The sequence below is a fragment of the Streptomyces sp. NPDC002490 genome, from assembly GCF_040296045.1.
Taxonomy (GTDB): domain Bacteria; phylum Actinomycetota; class Actinomycetes; order Streptomycetales; family Streptomycetaceae; genus Streptomyces.
The window spans coordinates 14,035-31,022 of record NZ_JBEOWM010000062.1; the positions used below are offsets into that span (position 1 = coordinate 14,035).

At 73.9% G+C, this 16,988-nt stretch carries 15 protein-coding genes; 9 read left to right on the forward strand and 6 right to left on the reverse strand.

Annotated elements, in window-relative coordinates; translation table 11 throughout:
* Positions 1 to 78: 78 nt before the first annotated feature.
* Positions 79 to 285 (reverse strand): DUF5999 family protein, encoded by a 207-nt coding sequence (locus ABT092_RS27540; protein ID WP_351248548.1) that lies wholly within the window; start codon positions 283 to 285, stop codon positions 79 to 81.
* Between the two features lie 337 nt (positions 286 to 622).
* Entirely contained in the window at positions 623 to 1,201 is a 579-nt protein-coding gene (locus ABT092_RS27545) for a hypothetical protein (RefSeq protein ID WP_351248550.1), read from the reverse strand.
* 533 nt (positions 1,202 to 1,734) lie between these two features.
* On the opposite strand from ABT092_RS27545, the gene ABT092_RS27550 reads away from it, so the two are divergent.
* Both ABT092_RS27550 and ABT092_RS27555 read left to right on the forward strand, forming a co-directional pair.
* Complete coding sequence (locus tag ABT092_RS27550) at positions 1,735 to 3,255, forward strand: glutamate-cysteine ligase family protein (RefSeq protein WP_351248552.1); 1,521 nt, start codon at positions 1,735 to 1,737, stop codon at positions 3,253 to 3,255.
* Between the two features lie 144 nt (positions 3,256 to 3,399).
* The gene (locus ABT092_RS27555) at positions 3,400 to 4,212 is read left to right on the forward strand and encodes a CPBP family intramembrane glutamic endopeptidase (RefSeq protein WP_502968515.1); all 813 of its coding nucleotides are present in this window, start codon (positions 3,400 to 3,402) and stop codon (positions 4,210 to 4,212) included.
* A 4-nt stretch (positions 4,213 to 4,216) separates the two neighbouring features.
* On the opposite strand, the gene ABT092_RS27560 is transcribed toward ABT092_RS27555, so the two are convergent.
* Together ABT092_RS27560 and ABT092_RS27565 are read right to left on the reverse strand one after the other, a co-directional pair.
* Positions 4,217 to 5,059, reverse strand: coding sequence for a PhzF family phenazine biosynthesis protein (locus ABT092_RS27560; RefSeq protein ID WP_351248554.1), 843 nt, complete (start codon positions 5,057 to 5,059; stop codon positions 4,217 to 4,219).
* Positions 5,060 to 5,370: 311 nt separating this feature from the next.
* Positions 5,371 to 5,952: a DinB family protein gene (locus ABT092_RS27565; protein WP_351248556.1), complete on the reverse strand. Its 582-nt coding sequence runs from the start codon at positions 5,950 to 5,952 to the stop codon at positions 5,371 to 5,373.
* Positions 5,953 to 6,200: 248 nt separating this feature from the next.
* Between ABT092_RS27565 and ABT092_RS27570 the strand changes: the two genes are divergently transcribed.
* The 3 genes from ABT092_RS27570 (at position 6,201) to ABT092_RS27580 (ending at position 8,778) form a co-directional block, all read left to right on the forward strand.
* Positions 6,201 to 6,794, forward strand: coding sequence for a PadR family transcriptional regulator (locus tag ABT092_RS27570; protein WP_351248558.1), 594 nt, complete (start codon positions 6,201 to 6,203; stop codon positions 6,792 to 6,794).
* 324 nt (positions 6,795 to 7,118) lie between these two features.
* A complete protein-coding gene (locus tag ABT092_RS27575; protein WP_502968516.1) occupies positions 7,119 to 7,688 on the forward strand; it encodes a Clp protease N-terminal domain-containing protein in 570 nt (189 codons plus the stop codon).
* Between the two features lie 31 nt (positions 7,689 to 7,719).
* Positions 7,720 to 8,778, forward strand: coding sequence for an EamA family transporter (locus ABT092_RS27580; protein ID WP_351248562.1), 1,059 nt, complete (start codon positions 7,720 to 7,722; stop codon positions 8,776 to 8,778).
* A 30-nt stretch (positions 8,779 to 8,808) separates the two neighbouring features.
* On the opposite strand, the gene ABT092_RS27585 is transcribed toward ABT092_RS27580, so the two are convergent.
* On the reverse strand, positions 8,809 to 9,471 hold the full coding sequence (locus ABT092_RS27585; RefSeq protein ID WP_351248564.1) for a pyridoxamine 5'-phosphate oxidase family protein: 663 nt from the start codon (positions 9,469 to 9,471) through the stop codon (positions 8,809 to 8,811).
* An 89-nt stretch (positions 9,472 to 9,560) separates the two neighbouring features.
* Between ABT092_RS27585 and ABT092_RS27590 the strand changes: the two genes are divergently transcribed.
* From ABT092_RS27590 to egtD, 3 genes are all read left to right on the forward strand, one after another.
* Positions 9,561 to 10,892 (forward strand): aminotransferase class I/II-fold pyridoxal phosphate-dependent enzyme, encoded by a 1,332-nt coding sequence (locus tag ABT092_RS27590; protein ID WP_351248566.1) that lies wholly within the window; start codon positions 9,561 to 9,563, stop codon positions 10,890 to 10,892.
* 281 nt (positions 10,893 to 11,173) lie between these two features.
* Complete coding sequence (locus ABT092_RS27595; RefSeq protein ID WP_351248568.1) at positions 11,174 to 12,013, forward strand: class I SAM-dependent methyltransferase; 840 nt, start codon at positions 11,174 to 11,176, stop codon at positions 12,011 to 12,013.
* A gap of 33 nt (positions 12,014 to 12,046) precedes the next feature.
* Positions 12,047 to 13,057: an L-histidine N(alpha)-methyltransferase gene (gene egtD, locus ABT092_RS27600; RefSeq protein ID WP_351248570.1), complete on the forward strand. Its 1,011-nt coding sequence runs from the start codon at positions 12,047 to 12,049 to the stop codon at positions 13,055 to 13,057.
* 25 nt (positions 13,058 to 13,082) lie between these two features.
* Here the strand turns inward: egtD and ABT092_RS27605 are convergent, their stop codons facing one another.
* Entirely contained in the window at positions 13,083 to 15,860 is a 2,778-nt protein-coding gene (locus ABT092_RS27605) for a LuxR C-terminal-related transcriptional regulator (protein WP_351248572.1), read from the reverse strand.
* Between the two features lie 480 nt (positions 15,861 to 16,340).
* Between ABT092_RS27605 and ABT092_RS27610 the strand changes: the two genes are divergently transcribed.
* A complete protein-coding gene (locus ABT092_RS27610; RefSeq protein WP_351248574.1) occupies positions 16,341 to 16,901 on the forward strand; it encodes an EF-hand domain-containing protein in 561 nt (186 codons plus the stop codon).
* Positions 16,902 to 16,988 lie beyond the last annotated feature (87 nt).

Here is a 16,988-nt window from a genome sequence, read left to right on the forward strand (position 1 = left end):
CGCCGGCAGGGCTTGACGTGCTGACGGACCGGTCGGGCGGCCACGGGTCGCCCGACCGGTCCGTCAGCACCGGCGGGCTCAGGCCGCCGTCATCACCCCGTCCGCGCCCAGTGGGCGACGAGGCGCGATGACTTCGCCGTTGGGTAGGAGTTCACCGGTGTCCTCGAAGTGCAGGACGCCGTTGCAGAGGAGACTCCACCCCTGTTCGGGGCGGTGGGCCACGGCGAGCGCGGCCTCACGGTCGGCGGACTCCGCCGTCGGGCACGATGGCTGATGCTGGCACATGGTGGAAGCGCTCTTTCGCTGCGGTGTGACGTCCGTGCTGCGGCGGAACGAGGAGACGTGCCGCCGCCCGTGTCGTCGGTCTGATTCCAGTGTTGCCGCACGGGCGTGATTCCGCAGGGATTTCGTCGCAGCCGGTTCTTACTCGCTAGACGCGTATCACCCGCAAGGATGGTTCAGTCCACCTGGCCTGTCCCAAAGGAGGGTTCGCCATGGTCGGAAAGGGCTAGTCCGTCTGGGCCGGAAACGGAGGGGAACGGCCCCGGTGCTCGGAGTGAGCGGTGGGGCCGCCGTCGCGCAGGGGAACCCCCGGGCGCCGTGGGGTCCCTCGCGGAGCGGGTCAGGCCGGCGCGGCGAGCGGAGGCGCCGGTGCGAGCCGGTGCCCCAGGGCGGGCAGCAGTTCGTCCACCCGGTGGACGCGGTGGGCCGGCACCCCCGGGGGCGCCGGCGCCAAGGGGACGAGCAGGTCGTCGGGGGCGGGACTGCCCACCGCCGGGTCCGCCGCGGGGTCGCCGTGCAGCCACAGGGTCAGCATGTACAAGCCGGGGAGCGACAGCAGTCGGGGCTGGTGGGGGGCCTGGAGGGATTCCGCCTGGCGCACGGCGCGTTCGGTGGAGGCGATGTACGGGCCCTCGAAGAAGTGGGAGAAGGCCCAGCCGTCCGGGGTGAGGACGGTGTCCGCTGCGGCCACCGACCTGCCGTCGCACCGGATCGCGTAGCGCCAGCCCGCGAGGCTGGCGCGGGCCCCGGGCACGAGCCGGTCGAGTACGTGGACGGGCAGCGGGAGTTCCGCCGCGACGGCGCCCTGCGCGGAACGCAGGGTGGGGGTGCGGGCCTCGTGAACGGCGGTGGGGGATTCCAGTGCCGTGATGACGCTACTCAGGGTGGGCGCGGGGGCTGGGGGATAGACCAGCGGCATGGTGGGTCGCCTCTCATTCACCGGCAGGCGGAACCAGGAAGCGCGGACAGCACTGTCAGCGCACGGGGTCAGAGGAAGCGGGAGCGGTGGGACAGGGCCGCGAACGCCAACTCTCTGCCTCGGTAGCGAAGTTTATACGATGCGCGTTCGTTCGATGATTCGGCTAGCTGATCGAACCGGCCCGAGCAAGATGTCTTCTGGCCGGTGGGTCGGGCTTTTTTATCCCCATTCGCGATGCGTTCGACTCTGTGACCTCGTGTTGTTTTGTGGGGTGGGGCGGCCGATTCTCCTTGCCGTTTTGCGCCACAATTCGGCAGGCTTTGCGGGGGCGCGGCTAGCCCTTCTGCTCGACCTTGTGGGTGTTCCCGTGCGCAGCGTCCATTGCCTCGTGAAAGCGCCCAATGCGGAACACGCCCGTGGTGGCGGGGCCAGGTGGCGGCGGCGGGACGTTACCGATGGCCGCGTCTGGGCATCATCCCCGAGGACGACGCGGCCAGACGGTGGGCTGCCCACTTCGAGGAGGGAATACTTCGATGGGGGAGAAGGTCGTAGCGGGTGTGGTCGACCTGTCCGATCGGCAGCGGTACCGGAAGAAGCTCCGACAGTGTCTGACGGGGCTCGGGCGACTCCTGGACGAGGAGCGCTTCGACCGTCCCAAGAACCTCATGGGACTGGAGATCGAGCTCAATCTCGCCGGGCCGGACGGGTTGCCGCGGATGATGAATGCGCAAGTGCTCGAACGGATCGCGAGCCGGGATTTCCAGACCGAACTGGCCATGTTCAACCTGGAAGTCAATATCGCGCCCCACCGGCTCGGCGGACGGGTGTTGGACCAGTTGGCGGAAGAACTCCGCACCGGTCTCTCCTACGCCCACCGGAAGGCGAACGAAGTCGATGCCGGAATCGTGATGATCGGGATCCTCCCCACGCTCACCCAGGGCGACCTGGTGCCGGCGAACCTCTCCGAGGCGGATCGCTACACGTTGCTCAACGAGCAGATCGTCGCTGCCCGGGGAGAGAGCTTCCTCCTCGACATCGACGGCGTGGAACGACTCACCTGCACCTCGGAGTCGATCGCCCCCGAGGCCGCCTGCACCTCGGTGCAACTCCACCTCCAGGTGACCCCGGCCCGGTTCGCGGGGGTGTGGAACGCGGCTCAGGCCGTGGCGGGGGTGCAGATCGCCCTGGGGGCCAATTCGCCCTTCCTGTTCGGCCGGGAACTGTGGTGCGAATCCCGGCCGCCGCTGTTCCAGCAGTCCATCGACACCCGTCCGCCAGAGCTGGCGGCCCAGGGCGTCCGGCCGCGCACCTGGTTCGGGGAACGCTGGATCGACTCGCCGTACGACCTGTTCGAGGAGAACCTGCGGTTCTTCCCGCCGCTGCTGTCGATCTGCGACGAGGAGGACCCGCTGAAGGTGCTCGACGGGGGCGGGGTGCCCTCGCTCGCCGAACTGGTGCTGCACAACGGCACCGTGTACCGGTGGAACCGCCCGGTGTACGGCGTCGCCGACGGCGTGCCCCACCTGCGGGTGGAGAACCGGGTGCTGCCGGCCGGGCCGACGGTCGTCGACGTCGTCGCGAACACGGCCTTCTACTACGGAGTGGTGCGGGCACTGGCCGAGGACGCCGTCCCGGTGTGGAGCAGGCTGTCCTTCGAGGAGGCCGCCGCCAACTTCGACGACGCCTGCCGGCACGGGATCGGGGCCGAACTGCGATGGCCCCGCCCGGGGCGGCACGGCGGCGTGCGCAGGATCGCCGCCACCGCCCTCGTCCTGGACGAACTGCTGCCCCTGGCCGCCGCGGGGCTGGACGCCTGGGGCGTGACCCCCGCCGACCGCGACCTGTACCTCGGAGTGATCGAGGAGAGGTGCCGCAGGCGGGCCAACGGGGCCTCGTGGCAGGCGGCCACCTTCCACCGCGCCCTCGCGGGAGGCATGGACCGCAACGCGGCGCTGGCCGCCACGACCCGGCGCTACTGCGAGCTGATGCACGCGGGGGACCCGGTGCACGCCTGGCCGATCGGCTTGCCGCGCCCCGCCCTCCCCCTGGGCTGATCCCGCGGCCCCGCTCGCCCCTGCGCCCCGCGAGGTGCACCCCTGCACGGTCCGGGGACCCGTTCGGGGGAGGATGGGCGCTGCGGGCGGGGCCGGGGGTCCCGTGCGGCCAGGGATGACGGCGTCACGCAGCGGGAGGCACGGGTGCAGACGGTAGCGGGGTCGGCGGTGGGACCCGGAACGGGCGAACCGGGGGAGCAGCTCTCGCGCCGGACGCTGAGGGACGAGACCCTGCTGGTCCTCGCGCTCTCCCTGGGCGCGAGCGGAGTGTCCGCGCTGATCAGCTTCCTCGGGTCGGTCACCGAACCGGGGGGCCTGCGGGACCAGGCCGCCACCATGAACGCCTCGGCGGCGCCCGGCCGGCCCTGGCTGGACCTGGCCTGGCAGCTCTTCGGCATCACCTCCGCGCTGGTGCCCGTCGCGCTGGTCGCCCATCTGTTGATCCGGGAGGGCAAGGGACTCGGGGTGCTCGGCTTCGACCGGCGCCGCCCGTGGTTCGACCTCGGGCGCGGGGCCGCCGTCGCCGCGGCGATCGGCAGTACCGGGATCGCCTTCTACCTGCTGGTGCGCGGGCTCGGGTTCAACCTCACGGTGGTGCCCGAGGCGCTGCCCGAGGTCTGGTGGAAGTACCCGGTGCTCATCCTGTCCGCGGTGCAGAACTCCGTGCTGGAGGAGGTCATCGTCCTCGGTTACCTGCTGCGCAGGCTGGACCAACTCGGCTACTCGCCCTGGGCCTCGCTGGCGACGAGCTCGGTGCTGCGCGGTTCGTACCACCTCTACCAGGGCATCGGCGGCTTTATCGGCAACATGGTGATGGGCGTGGTGTTCGTCTGGCTGTACCGGCGGTGGGGGCGGATCGGTCCGCTGGTCGTCGCCCACACCCTGCTGGACATCGGTGCGTTCGTCGGCTACGCACTGCTGGCCGGCAGGGTGGACTGGCTGCCCACGGCGCCCTGACGGATCAGCGGGTCGGCGGCGGGGCGAGCAACCGGCCGTCGAACACGGTGACCGCACCGCCGGTCAGCAGCGTGCGCGGGCCCCTGAGTTCGGCGCGGACCAGCCCGGAACGCGCCGACGCCTGGAGCCCAGTGAGGGCGTTGCGCCCCAGGCGCGCCGCCCAGAAGGGGGCGAGGGCGGTGTGCGCGCTCCCCGTGACCGGATCCTCGTCGATGCCGACCCGGGGGAAGAAGCAGCGCGACACGAAGTCGTGGCCCGCGTCCGGTGCGCCGGCCGGTGCGGTGGCGATCACGCCGCGCTCCGACACCCGGGCGAGGGCCGTGAGGTCCGGGGCGAGGGCGCGGACCGTCCGTTCGTCCGGAAGCGCCACCAGCAGGTCCCCCACCTCGGCTCCGGTGTCGTGGACGGACAGCGGTTCGGCGCCGAGGGCCCGCACCAGCTCCTCCGACGCGGTGACCGGGGTGAGCGGAGCGGTCGGGAAGTCCAGGGTGATCGTCCCGTCGGGGTGCGGTGCCGCGGTCAGGACACCGCAGCGGGCCCGGAACCGGACCGGGCGGTCCGCGAGCCCGTCGGAGACGAGGGCGTGCGCCGTGGCCAGCGTGGCGTGCCCGCACATGGAGACCTCGGTGGCCGGGGTGAACCAGCGCAGGGCCCAGTCGGCGTCACCCCCGGGCGGGAGCGGGTGCGCGAACGCCGTTTCGGCCTGGTTCACCTCCAGGGCCACCTGCTGCATCCAGTCGTCCCGGGGGAAGCCGGACGGGTTCGCGGGGTCGCCGAAGAGGACGACCCCGGCGGGGTTCCCGGCGAAGGGCCGGTCGGTGAAGGCGTCGATGATTCGTAGGCGCATGACAGGACCGTAGGGGTTCTCCCGGTGTCCCGGCCAAGGCCAATGCGGCACCACTGGCCCGGTCGCGGGGCGGGCGGGAGCAGCGGTGCGCAGGAGGCGTGGCGCGCGTCGGTGCCGGTTCCACCGCTCCGCGAGCCGCTCGCCCCTCGTGCTTGCCGTACTCCACGAACCCGTTGCGCCCGCCCGCCCGCCGGCCGGCCGTCCCGTCCCGTCCCGTCCGAGGGTCGGTCGGTCCCACCGAACCCTGACCGCCGCAGGCCAAGGGCAGATGCTCGCCGGTCAGGCCCGGCGCCGCCCGGCCCGGCGGCTGACTATGCGCCCTTGACCTGGCCTTTTCCATGCGGTGCGGCTCCGTCCTGCCAGCGGTAGAGGTCGCGCAGCAGGGAAATCTCGGCGCCGTGATGGATCAGTTCCCTGTTGACGTGCAGGACCCTGTTCTCCATGGGAAACCGCTCGGGACCCACCGCGGGCGGATCGTCCAGGTCGGCGTCCGAGAGCTCGCGGACCCCCGCGTTCCATCTTCCGTACATCTCATCGAGCTGTTTCAGTGCCTCGTCAGCGGTCCCCGCGTAGGCGAAGGTCCGGGAGTCGACGCCCTGGCCGCCGAAGTACCATCCGACCCGGTAGCCCAGGCACGAGACGACGACGTGCGCCAGCCGCCAGGCGATCGTGGTCACCGGTGCCGGCACCGGGGCAGGGGACGCGGAGTCCATCGTCCATTTCCCCGAACCTTCCGACCCCGGTGCGGTCGAGGCGTCACATGGGCGGATGCTCCAGCAGCCCCGCACCGGCTCCCAGAAGTACTCCTCGTCGGTCAGGCCGTCCAGCCGTGGCCGCAGGTTCTTCTGCCAGTACCAGTCCAACTGCTCCGCGGGCCGCTCGCTTCTCGTCATTGCCGCACACTACAGACCCGTCGGGCGGAGGGATCGTCGCCGTCCGCGGTCGTCCTGCACCGTCACCAACCCCGCAGACGGACGTCTCCAGTTGGCGCAGAAGTCCATCGATCGGCCTTCGCCGGCAATCGGTCAACACCCGCTGACACCCAGGTCACCCTCCACCGCTTCCCACGGCTTGTCGGAACCCTTCCTTCGATATATCGTTGACGTGTCGCAATCGATCAACGATATGAGGGGTGAAGAAGATGTTCGCTCATGAACACGGGCGGGGCCCGTGCGGCCCCGGCCGGCCCGGGCGAGGCGGCTTCGAGGGGCGCGCCGCCTTCGGGCCCTTCGGTCCGGGCTTCGGCTCCGGCGGCGGACCCTGGGGCGGTCACGGCCGTGGCGGGGGGAGGGGGCGGGCGCGCCGCGGTGATGTGCGCGCCTCGATCCTCGCCCTGCTCCGGGACCGGTCGATGCACGGATACGAGATGATCCAGGAGATCGCCGAGCGCAGCGGCGGGGCGTGGAAGCCCAGTCCGGGCTCGGTCTACCCGACGCTGCAACTGCTGGAGGACGAGGGCCTGATCAGCAGTGCCACCGAGGGCGGCAAGAAGTCGTTCGCGCTCACCGAAGCCGGTCGGCAGGCCGCCTCGGAAGGTCCCGACGCGCCCTGGGAGGACATGGGCAAGGGGCTGGACTGGGAGGCGTTGAACGAGATCCGTCAAGCGGGTACCGGTCTGGTGGACGCCTTCGGCCAGGTGTGGAAGTCGGGAAGCCCCGAGCAGCGAGACAAGGCGCTCGCCGTGATCAACGAGGCGCGCAAGAAGCTCTACCTGATCCTCGCCGACGAGGACTGAGCCCGCGGGTGGCGCCGGCGGTCGCTCGCGGGCGGTCGGTCTCCGCAAGCGCCGAACCGGTCCCGGGCCCGGGAGGGCGCCGCCCGCGGGGAGCGGTCGCCCCATCGGAGGGGGTGGCTCCGGTCGGCGGCGCCTCCGCTCCCCCGGCCCGTTGCGAAGCGGGGGCGTACGCGGTGGGCGGCGAATGGCAAGGGGGCGCGCGCGGGGGGCGGGAGATCGTCCGAAGTCATCCGCAAGGAGGAGGATCGGCGCATCACGCCCGACCGCTGTCGGACGGGAAGATGCTTCCTCCTGGTGATGTGTCGTTCGCCTGTCGGTGATGGGGTGGAGGACGTGCACCTCTCCTTTCCGCAGCAGCCCGCCCTCCGCGCCGCCGGCCCGCCCCCCGACGACCTGCTCGACGTCGAGGTGCGCTCCGCCGTGGCGGGCGCACGGCGTCGTGCCGTGCGCGACGGGGACCGCCACGTCGACACCGCCCACCTCCTGCACTCCCTCCTGGAAACGGACCCCCTGGTGCGCGCCCTGTTCGGGGACGGACCGCAGCTCGCCCGACTGCTCGGCTACCTCGTGCAGCGCAGCATCGGCTACGGCCGGGCCTGGCGCTCCTCGACCGAGGACCGCGGCCCGTTCCCCCCGCCGCGGGCGACGCGCGGCCCGCACTGGTCGCCCGCCGCCGTCGCGGCGCTGGAACGCGCCGTGCTGCACGCCCGGGCCCGGGGCGCAACCCGGGCGAGCGGGGTGGACCTGTGCGCGGCCCTGGTCGACGACCGGGAGAGCCGCGCGGTGGACGTCCTGTCGCACGTCGGGATCGAGCACCTCGGCCGCGGGGCGACGTCGACCGCGCGGGGCTCCCGGAACAAGGGGCGAGAGGGGTGTGAGACGGGACACTCCTGACATCGCGGTGATGCTCTGACATCATGCGTCGGTGAGTACGTCTCAGGTGAGCGCCCGTCAGGGGCGGGGTGCCGACCTCGGTGTCGCACTGGCTTCGGCCGTCGCGTTCGGCGGCTCCGGCGTCGCGGCCAAACCCCTGATCGAGGCGGGTCTCGACCCGCTGCACGTGGTGTGGCTCAGGGTCGCGGGTGCGGCGCTGGTCATGCTGCCGCTCGCCTGGCGCCACCGTGACCTGCTGCGCCGCCGGCCCGCGCTCCTCGCCGGTTTCGGCCTGCTCGCCGTGGCGGGCGTCCAAGCCTTCTACTTCGCCGCCATCGCCCGGATCCCGGTGGGAGTGGCCCTGCTCGTGGAGTACCTCGGGCCGGCCCTGCTGTTGGGGTACATCCGCTTCGTGCAGCGCCGGCCCGTGACGCGGGCCGCCGCGTTCGGCGTGGTCCTCGCGGTCGGGGGCCTCGCCTGCGTCGTGGAGGTGTGGGCGGGGCTCGGGTTCGACGCCCTCGGCCTCCTCCTCGCCTTCGCCGCGGCCTGCTGCCAGGCGTGCTACTTCGTCCTCTCCGACCAGGGCAGCGACGCGGGCCGGGAGGCGCCCGACCCGCTCGGCGTCATCGCGTACGGCCTGCTGATCGGCGCACTCGTCCTCACGGTGATCGCGCGTCCGTGGGGCATGGACTGGTCGGTGCTGGCCGGCACCGCCGACCTCGACGGCACCCCGGTGGACGCCTACTTGTTGCTCGGTTGGGTGGTGCTGATCGCGACCGTCTTCGCCTATGCCACCGGCGTGCGGTCGGTGCGGCGGCTCTCGCCCCAGGTCGCCGGGGTGGTGGCGTGCCTGGAGGCGGTGACCGCGACCGTGCTGGCCTGGGTGCTGCTCGGTGAGCAACTGGCGACTCCGCAGGTCCTCGGAGGGCTCCTGGTGGTGCTCGGTGCGTTCATCGCCCAGTCCTCCACGCCCGTCAAGGGCTCGTCCGAGCCGGTGGCGCGCGGCGGATCCGCCGGGAACGCGTCCGCGCGCCCCGCGCCGCCCGGGGCGCCGCCCGGACCCCTCGACCCGGGCCCGGTGGCCGAGGGGCGGTCCGAAGGGCGTCGCTGAGGCGGGGGCGGGGCAGCCCGCCCCCGCGTCTCACCGGCGGGTCAGGTAGGCGGGAACCGCGGTGCCGGCGGCGAGGTCGGCGGACGGCACGGGCGTTCCGTAGGTCTGCCGCACGGGAACCACGCCCGCCCAGTGCGCGAGGTCCAGGTCCTCGAGGTCGTCGTTGGGGCCGCCGGTGCGGCACTTGGCCGAGACCTCGTCCAGGTCGAGCCGGAGCACCGCCGTCGCCGCGAGTTCCCGGGCGTTGGCCGGTCGGGAGTCGGTCGAGCGGTCGGGGACCACGTGATCCACCAGCGCGTCGAGCGCAAGGCGCTTCTCGTCCGGGTCGACGACGGGGTGCGCTACGCCCTGGACGACCACCGAGCGGTAGTTGATCGAGTGGTGGAAGGCCGACCGGGCGAGCACCAGACCGTCCACGTGGGTCACCGTCAGACACACCGGGAGTCCCGGGGTGCCCTGCCCGGCCATCCGCAGCGGGCGCGATCCGGCCGAGCCGTGCACGTAGAGGCGCGTCCCCACCCGCCCGTACAGCGTGGGGAGCACCACCGGGGTGCCGTCGCGCACGAACCCCAGGTGGCAGACGTACCCGGCGTCGAGTATGGCGTGCACGGTCGCGTGGTCGTACGCGGCCCGCTCCCGGGAGCGGGTGGGGACGGTCCGGTCGGTCGGGGCGTAGGCGGTGCGGTCGGACATCTCGGCTCCCTCGCTGGCGATGCGCCGTGCCTCCGGGTGCGGCGCGGTGCGACGCGCGCCTTGGATTGCACTAGTGCATAATATTGTTTGTGCTAGGAGAATATCCCATCCAGGGGCGGAGAGCCTCGGACATCGCCCGCAGCGTCGAACAGGCCGTCACCTCCGGTGCACTGGGGCCGGGGCAGGCGCTCCCGCCGCAGCGCGCCCTGGCCGAGCGCCTCGGGGTCAACCCCAACACCGTCGCCGCCGCCTACCGCACCCTCCGGGAACGCGGAGTGATCGAGACCGACGGCCGCCGGGGGAGCCGGGTGCGCCCCAAGCCACCCGTCGCCGCCCGGAACGCCCTGCGCGTGGACCCGCCCCCCGGCGTCCGCGACCTGTCCGACGGCAACCCCGACCCCTCGCTCCTCCCGCCCCTCACCGCCGCCTTCGCGGAAGCGGCCGCCCGCGGCGACCGTGAACCGGTGCTGTACGGGGCCGAGCCCGTGGACCCGGACCTCGCCGGGCACGCCCGCGGTGGCTTCGCCCGGGACGGGGTTCCGGCCGGCCCGATCGCCGTCACCTCCGGTTCGCTGGACGCCGTCGAACGGTTGCTCGCCGCCCACCTCGCCCCCGGCGACACCGTGGGGGTCGAGGACCCGGGCTGGGGGAGCCTGCTGGACCTGGTGCCCGCGCTGGGGTTGCGCACCGCGCCCGTCACGGTGGACGAGGACGGGCCGCTGCCCGATGACGTGGCGAGGGTGCTGGCCGCCGGGGCCCGCGCCCTGGTGGTCACCGACCGTGCGCACAACCCCACCGGCGCCGTGCTCGGCCCGGACCGCGCCCGCGCGCTGCGGGCCGTCCTCGCCCGCCACCCCGAGGCGCTGGTGATCGAGGACGACCACGGGCACGGCATCGTCGACCAGCCGCTGTTCCCGCTCGCGGGAGCCACCACCCACTGGGCCCTGGTCCGTTCGGCGGCCAAGGCGTACGGCCCCGACCTGCGGGTGGCCGTGCTCACCGGCGACCCGATCACGCTGGACCGGGTCCGGGGGCGGCAGAGCCTCGGGCCGGGCTGGGTCAGCCTGCTGCAACAGCGGGCCCTGGCCCGGCTCTGGGACACGGCCGCGGTGGACCCGGCCGAGGTGGCGGCGTCCTACCGGACCCGACGGGAGGCCCTGATCGCCGCGCTCGCCCACCGGGGCGTCCCGGCCCTCGGCCGCAGCGGGATGAACGTCTGGGTTCCGGTGCCCGAGGAGACGGGCGTCGTCACCAGACTGCTGCACCACGGCTGGGCCGTGTCGCCCGGCGCGCGGTTCCGCATCCGTACGCCCCCCGCCGTGCGGATCACGGTCTCCACGCTCTCCGGCGACGACATCGGGGCGGTCGCCGACGCGGTCGCCGCGGCGACGGCCCCGGCGCCGGCCCGGCGCTTCACCTAGCGCACGACCCCGGGTCCGCCGCCGTGATCTCGTGGTTGTCCACGATGGTGGGCGCCCGGGCCGGCCGGCGAGGATGGAGCACGTCGGGGACGCTCCCCGCAGCTCCGGCCCGGCGGCATCGGAGCGGACCTCGCGCGGGACGGCACGTCCACCACCGCGTCGGACCGGGAGCGCGGCACGGGTCGGTGGGCCCTCCGGTCCCCGTGCCGAGCGCGCCGCGGCCGTGCCCGCACGACCGTTCGGCGGCAGCCGCCCCCACGTACCCACGCCTAAGGAGCTCCGTGCAAAGCATCAGCTCGACCGCGGGATGGACCGCGGCCGCCCGGGAGTTGGAGAACGTCCGGGCGGACCGCATCCTGGAGGACCCGCTCACCCTGTGCACCGATGCCGAACGCCGACAGTGGCAGGAGGTCGTGGTGTCGGTGCTCGGCTACTCGCCGCCCGTGGTCGCGGTGCGGGCCCGGATGGGGGACGAGGCCGTCAAGGTCGCCGTCGACGAGGGCGTCCGACAGGTCGTCTCCCTGGCCGCGGGCCTCGAATCCCGTGCCTTCCGCCTGCAACTGCCCACCGAACTGCTCTACATGGAGGTCGACCTCCCCGCGCTCCTGGAAGCCAGGAACCAGCGGCTGGCCCGGACCCGGCACTCCCTGCGGCCGGGCTGCCGCCGGGTCGAGGTCGCCGCCGACCTGAGCGGCCCCTGGCGCCAGCACGTGGAGGACGCCGGCTTCGACCCCGAGGCCCCCACCCTGTGGCTGGTCGAAGGACTGCTGCCCTACCTGGACGCCGGGGCGTGCCGCACCCTGCTGCGCACCGTGCGGGAGATGTCGGCCCCGGGCAGCCGGCTGTGGTGCGACCACGTCCACCCCGACGTGTTCACCGCGTCCCACTATGCGCCGGTCCTCACCAGCCTGGACGAACTCGGGGTGCTGTGGGCCAGCGGCTGGACCGACCCCCGGGCGCAGCTCACGGCGGAGGGCTGGGACGCCCGCAGCTGGACGGTCGAGGAACTGGTCTTCCCCCGTCCCGACAACCCGCCGGCGGCCTGGATGCCGCAGGTGCCCGCCCGGGCGGACACCTCCGACTCCGGCTACCACTGGCTGATCTGGGCGCACACCGCCTGACCCGTGCCCTCCGCATCTCGTTCGGGAGAGACCATGAGCCTGCTCACCGGCAGCGGCACCGTCGCCCCCAAGAGGGCGGCCGACGCACACCAGGAGGTCGTGCGCGCACTCACCGGCACCCCCAAGCGCCTGCCCACCACCTGGCTCTACGACGACCACGGCAGCACGCTCTTCACCGCCGTCGCCCGCCAGCCCGAGTACTACCTCGACGACGCCGAGTGGGAGATCGTCGCCCGGCACGGCCCGGACATCGCGGCCCGCACCCGTGCCCGCACCCTGGTGGACCTCGGGGCGGGTTCCGGCCGCAAGACCCGACTGCTGCTCGACGCCCTGCGCACGGAGGGCTCCCTGGAGCGGTACGTGCCCGTCGACGTCAGCGACGTCGGCCCGCGCCGGGCCGCGCGGGCCCTGCGCGCCGACCACCCCGGACTCGACGTCCGGCCGCGCGTCGCCGACTTCACCGAACCGCTGGGACTGGCCCCGGGGGGCGCCCCCGTGCTGCTCACCCTCTTCGGCGCCACCTACGGCAACTTCCGGCCCTTCGGGGCCGGGCGGCTCCTGGACGTCCTACGGAGCCAACTGGGGCCGGGCGACGGGCTGCTCCTGGGCATCGACCTGGTCAAGGACGAGAAGACCCTGCGGGCGGCCTACGACGACCGGGCGGGAGCGACCGCCGCCTTCGTCAAGAACGGCCTCACGGTCCTCAACCGCAGGCTCGGTGCCGACTTCGACCACGACGACTTCGACCACGACGTCGTCTGGAACCCGCGGCAGGAGCGCATCGAGAACGCGCTCCTGGCCCGCAGGTCCCACACGGTCAGGCTCGCCGTGCCGGACCGCACCGTGTCCTTCGCGGCCGGCGAGCGACTGCTGGTGGGCGTGTCGACCAAGTTCTCCCGGGAGCGGATCCGCGCCGAACTGACCGCGGCCGGAATGGGGTTGAGCGGCTGGTGGACCGACGAGGCGCACCGCTACGCCGTGGCGCTCGCCTCGCCCGCCGAGGGACTCCGGGCGCTGCTGCCGCAGCCCTGGGCGACTCCGTAGCGCGCCCGGTTCCGGACCGGCCCGCTCACCCGTCCGGACGGCCTCCGGCCGGAGCACCGTCCGTGGTGCGGGCGTCCGCCGCCAGGGCCGCCGCCAACTGGGTGCGCCGGGTGATCCGCAGCTTCTTGTAGGCGTTGGTGAGGTGCGACTCCACCGTGCGGCGGGCGAGGCACAGCACGGAGGAGATCTGGGCGTTGGTGTGCCCGGCCGCCGCCAGTTCGACGATGCGTCGTTCGGCGGCGGTCAGCACCCGGCCGTCGTCCTCGGAGCGCGCCCGCTTGCGCACCCCGCCCTCGCGCAGCGCCCCGTCCGTCAGGGCGAGCAGCCGACCGGACGGCGTCGAGGCCCCGGGGGCGGGCGCGGCCAGCCGCAGCGCCAGGGCGTGGGCCTCCCGCAACGCCGCGCGCCCCTTGCGCCCGTTGCCCGCCGCGAGATGGGCCCGCCCCAGGTCGAGCAGGGTCTCCGCCAACTCCACGGGCGCGGCACCGGTGCCCAGCACCTCGGCGGCCTCGACCAGCGACTCCAACGCTTGCCGGCCCCCCACCGCCGCGGCGTACGCCCGCAGCGCCCGGCCCACCGTGCGCGCCGTTCCCCAGGTCCGCGCGTGGCCGACCTCCACCTCGGCCAGCTCCCGGGCCTCGGCCCACCGCCCGAGCCGAGCGAGGACGATCGCCGCTCCGGAACGCCACGGCGTGGCGACCGGACTGACGAAGTCCCGGGCGCTCTGGCCGGCCCCGCAGGCCAGGTAGGCGTCGAGGGCCTCCTGCCAGGCGCCGTCCGCGGAGTACAGCAGGGCCCGGGCGTAGCCCAGTTCGCTCCACTCCCAGGAGCTGTCGGTACCGGACGGGCCCACGGCGGTCAGGGTCTCCCACGCCTCGGCACGCCGGCCGAGTTCGAACAGCGCGGTCGTCACCATCGCGGTCAGGTGCGGCAGTTGGACGCCCTGCCCGGCCGATGCGCTGACCAGCGGGGCGTTCTCGGCGATGACGGTGCGGAAGTCCCCCGCCCACAGCGCCGCCTCGGCCCGGACGCTGAGGAGGCACTGCACGCCCACGTCCGTCAGGTCCGGGGGAGCGGGCGGTGCCGGCAGGCACGCGTCCGCCAGTCCGCGGGCCTCCACCAGCCGGTCCGCCCACTGCAACAGGGTCGCGGCACTGCCCAGCCAGGAGGTCCGCAGCCGGGGGTCCACCGGCGCCGTCAGGCGCGGGCCCACCCTGGCGAGCACCTCGGCCGCCGAACAGAGCCCCGCTCCGGCCTCGTACTCGGTGATCAGTCCGCACACCAGCGGCTCCACACCGGCCGGTGCCGTCGGCGCCAGGGCCCGCAGATCGGCGACCGCGCCCCGCCAGGCGACGGCGTCGTGCGAGGAGATCAGTGCGGTGAGGGTCTGGAGGACCGGCACGAGTCCGTCGTCGTCCGCCATGCGACTGGCGCGCTGCATGACCCGCAGTGCGGTGTCGGGGCGGCGATCCGCGACCAGCGCCGCGCTCAGCGCGGTCGCCGCCGTCGCCTGCTCCCGGACGTCGGTGTGCAGTTCCCACCCGGTGCGCAGCCGGCGGATCCCGGCCGTCGCACTGTGCGGGAGCTCCAGCGCCCCGAGGCGCATGGCGAGGGCCGCCCGTCGGTCGGGGGCGAGCGGCCCGCTCAACGCGTGCCGCAGGTACGTCGCGGCCTCGGCCGCCCGACCGGCCCGCAGCGCCTCGTCCGCGGCCTCGTCCAGGGCCCGCACCATCCACTCCTCGTCCAACGCGGCGACGTGCAGCAGCCGGGAGGCCACGGCGGTGGCGGCGGCCCCGTTCTCGTGCAACGACTCGGCCAGGTGGATGCGGAGCGCGGCGACCTCGCCGGGCTCGGCGGCGGCGAGCACGGCCTCCCGCGCGAGGGGGTGGCGCAGCAACGCGCCGAGTGCGGAATCCGGATGACCGCCCGACGCCCGCCCGTGCGGGCCGGGGGCCCGGAGCCGGTCGAGGAGGCCCGGACCGGACGTCTCCTCCTCCGCGGCGACCGCGAGGGCGAGGCAGGCGTGGCGGGCGTGCGGGTCGAGCCGGTGGCGGACCCAGTCGACGATCGTGTCGCGGTAGCGGCTCCGCGCGGCGGCGGACGGAGGGCGGGGGAGCGGACCGCCGGCCAGGTCGGCCACGAGCGCGTGCACCAGGGCCGGAATGCCGGCGCCCGCCGCCACGCAGGTCGCCGTCCGCTCCTCGTCCAGCCCGGCGGCCCGGGCGAGACCGGTGACCGCGGACGCACTGAGCGGAGGGAGGAGGACCGATGTGCCCGTGGCGGCCGGGAGTCGGACCGGATCGGAGGCTTCCGCGCACGCGGAGAGCACCAGGAGGACCGGGAGTCCGGGGAAGCGGCGCGCCAGATAGCCGATCCACCGCCGGGACGCCTCGTCGGCGTGGTGCAGGTCGTCCACCACGAACAGCACCGGACGCTCGGCGGCGATCCGGGCCGTGTGCGTCACCAGCCGGTGGAACACGCGTTGTTCGTCGGGCCCGTCCAGTGCGGCGAAGGGGACGCCCACGTCGTCCGCGAAGAGCTGTCTGACCACCCCGAACGGGAACTCCGTCTCCTCCGGCGCGCCCCGCGCCCGTCCGACCCGCATGACCCCGTCGACGGCCTGCCGCCGGACGATCTCGTCGAGTGCGGCGGTCCGACCCATGCCGGCCACCGCCGCCGAGATCCGCACCCAACGTCCCTCGCCCCCGTGCACGGCCGCCGCGGCTTCCGCCGCCGCGTCCGTCACCTCGCCGCGCTCCACCCACATCCGTGGCCGCTCCGTTCCCCGTTCCTGTGCCGGCACCCGCAGACACTGCTCCTTCCCCGGTCAGACATCGACTGTCGCCATGCAATGTCAACGAGCGGGGATCCGGAAGCCGGGCTTCGGCCAGGGACCGCCCCCTTCCGGTCAGACCACAGACGGCCCACGGCTCGGCGGGGGGACGGCCACCGCACCCGTCTGGCCTGCACGAACGGACGGCGCGTCGGCGTGCGACGGGCGCCGAGACCGGCTGCGCCCGCCCCGCGCCGGCCTGCGCGCGGGTCCTGCGCCCCGCCGGGCATCGATTCCGCGGTGTTCTGCCCGCTGTTCGATGTCCGCGGCCCCGCGGCCCGACGTACGGTCCCCCGGAGACCACATGATGATCCGTTCCGAAGAGCGGAAGAACGCCGGGGGCGCGGGGCCGCGGCCGGTGGGCCGTCGGCGCCGAGGACCGCTTCCCGCGGCCGCCCTCGACGTCCTTCCGGCACCTGCGGAGCGGCGAGTTGGCGAGGGAGACGCGTCATGTCCCAGGACCTGTTGGTCCGTAAGATCAGTTACGGTTTCGACCGCTTCGACGTGGACGGCAGCGGTGCCCTGACCGAGGCCGACCACGTGCTCATGGGGCAGCGGTCGGCCCGGGCCCTCGGCCACGGGCCGGGCTCGGAGGGCGAGCGGCGCATCGTGGACGCCTACGTGGGCGTCTGGCGGCAGCTGCACGTACCCCACCTGCCGCCCGAGAGCCGGTCCATGACCCGGGAGCAGTTCCTCGCCTCCACCCTCTCCCTGGTCGACGACCCGGAGACGGCGAAGGCCACGGTCGGCGCCGTGGCGCAGGCGTTCCTGGCGGTGGCCGATGCGGACGGCAACGGCGTGGTGGACCCCACGGAGTACTTCGCCTTCCTGCGCGGTCACTTCCCCGGGGTGACGCGGGAGGAGGCGGACACCGCCTTCCGGCACCTGGACCGGAACGGGGACGGCGCGCTGTCGGCCGAGGAGTTCACCGAGGCGACCGTCGAGTACTGGTCCAGCAGGGACCCCGAGGCGCCGGGCAACTGGTGGATCGGCGTCGACTTCACCGAGTGAGCGGTCGCCCGGAAGCCGTCGTTCCGGTGCGGGCCGCGGCCCGGCGCGCCGCCCCGGCACACCGCTCCCGCAGCCCGGCCGGCGCCA

What these genes read in the sequence shown, in the direction of transcription:
- ABT092_RS27550 (WP_351248552.1), top strand. Translation starts at nt 1,735, where the DNA reads ATGGGGGAGAAGGTCGTAGCGGGTGTGGTCGACCTGTCCGATCGGCAG.
- ABT092_RS27540 (WP_351248548.1), bottom strand. Translation starts at nt 285, where the DNA reads ATGTGCCAGCATCAGCCATCGTGCCCGACGGCGGAGTCCGCCGACCGT.
- ABT092_RS27570 (WP_351248558.1), top strand. Translation starts at nt 6,201, where the DNA reads ATGTTCGCTCATGAACACGGGCGGGGCCCGTGCGGCCCCGGCCGGCCC.
- egtD (WP_351248570.1), top strand. Translation starts at nt 12,047, where the DNA reads ATGAGCCTGCTCACCGGCAGCGGCACCGTCGCCCCCAAGAGGGCGGCC.
- ABT092_RS27585 (WP_351248564.1), bottom strand. Translation starts at nt 9,471, where the DNA reads ATGTCCGACCGCACCGCCTACGCCCCGACCGACCGGACCGTCCCCACC.
- ABT092_RS27610 (WP_351248574.1), top strand. Translation starts at nt 16,341, where the DNA reads ATGTCCCAGGACCTGTTGGTCCGTAAGATCAGTTACGGTTTCGACCGC.
- ABT092_RS27545 (WP_351248550.1), bottom strand. Translation starts at nt 1,201, where the DNA reads ATGCCGCTGGTCTATCCCCCAGCCCCCGCGCCCACCCTGAGTAGCGTC.
- ABT092_RS27560 (WP_351248554.1), bottom strand. Translation starts at nt 5,059, where the DNA reads ATGCGCCTACGAATCATCGACGCCTTCACCGACCGGCCCTTCGCCGGG.
- ABT092_RS27565 (WP_351248556.1), bottom strand. Translation starts at nt 5,952, where the DNA reads ATGACGAGAAGCGAGCGGCCCGCGGAGCAGTTGGACTGGTACTGGCAG.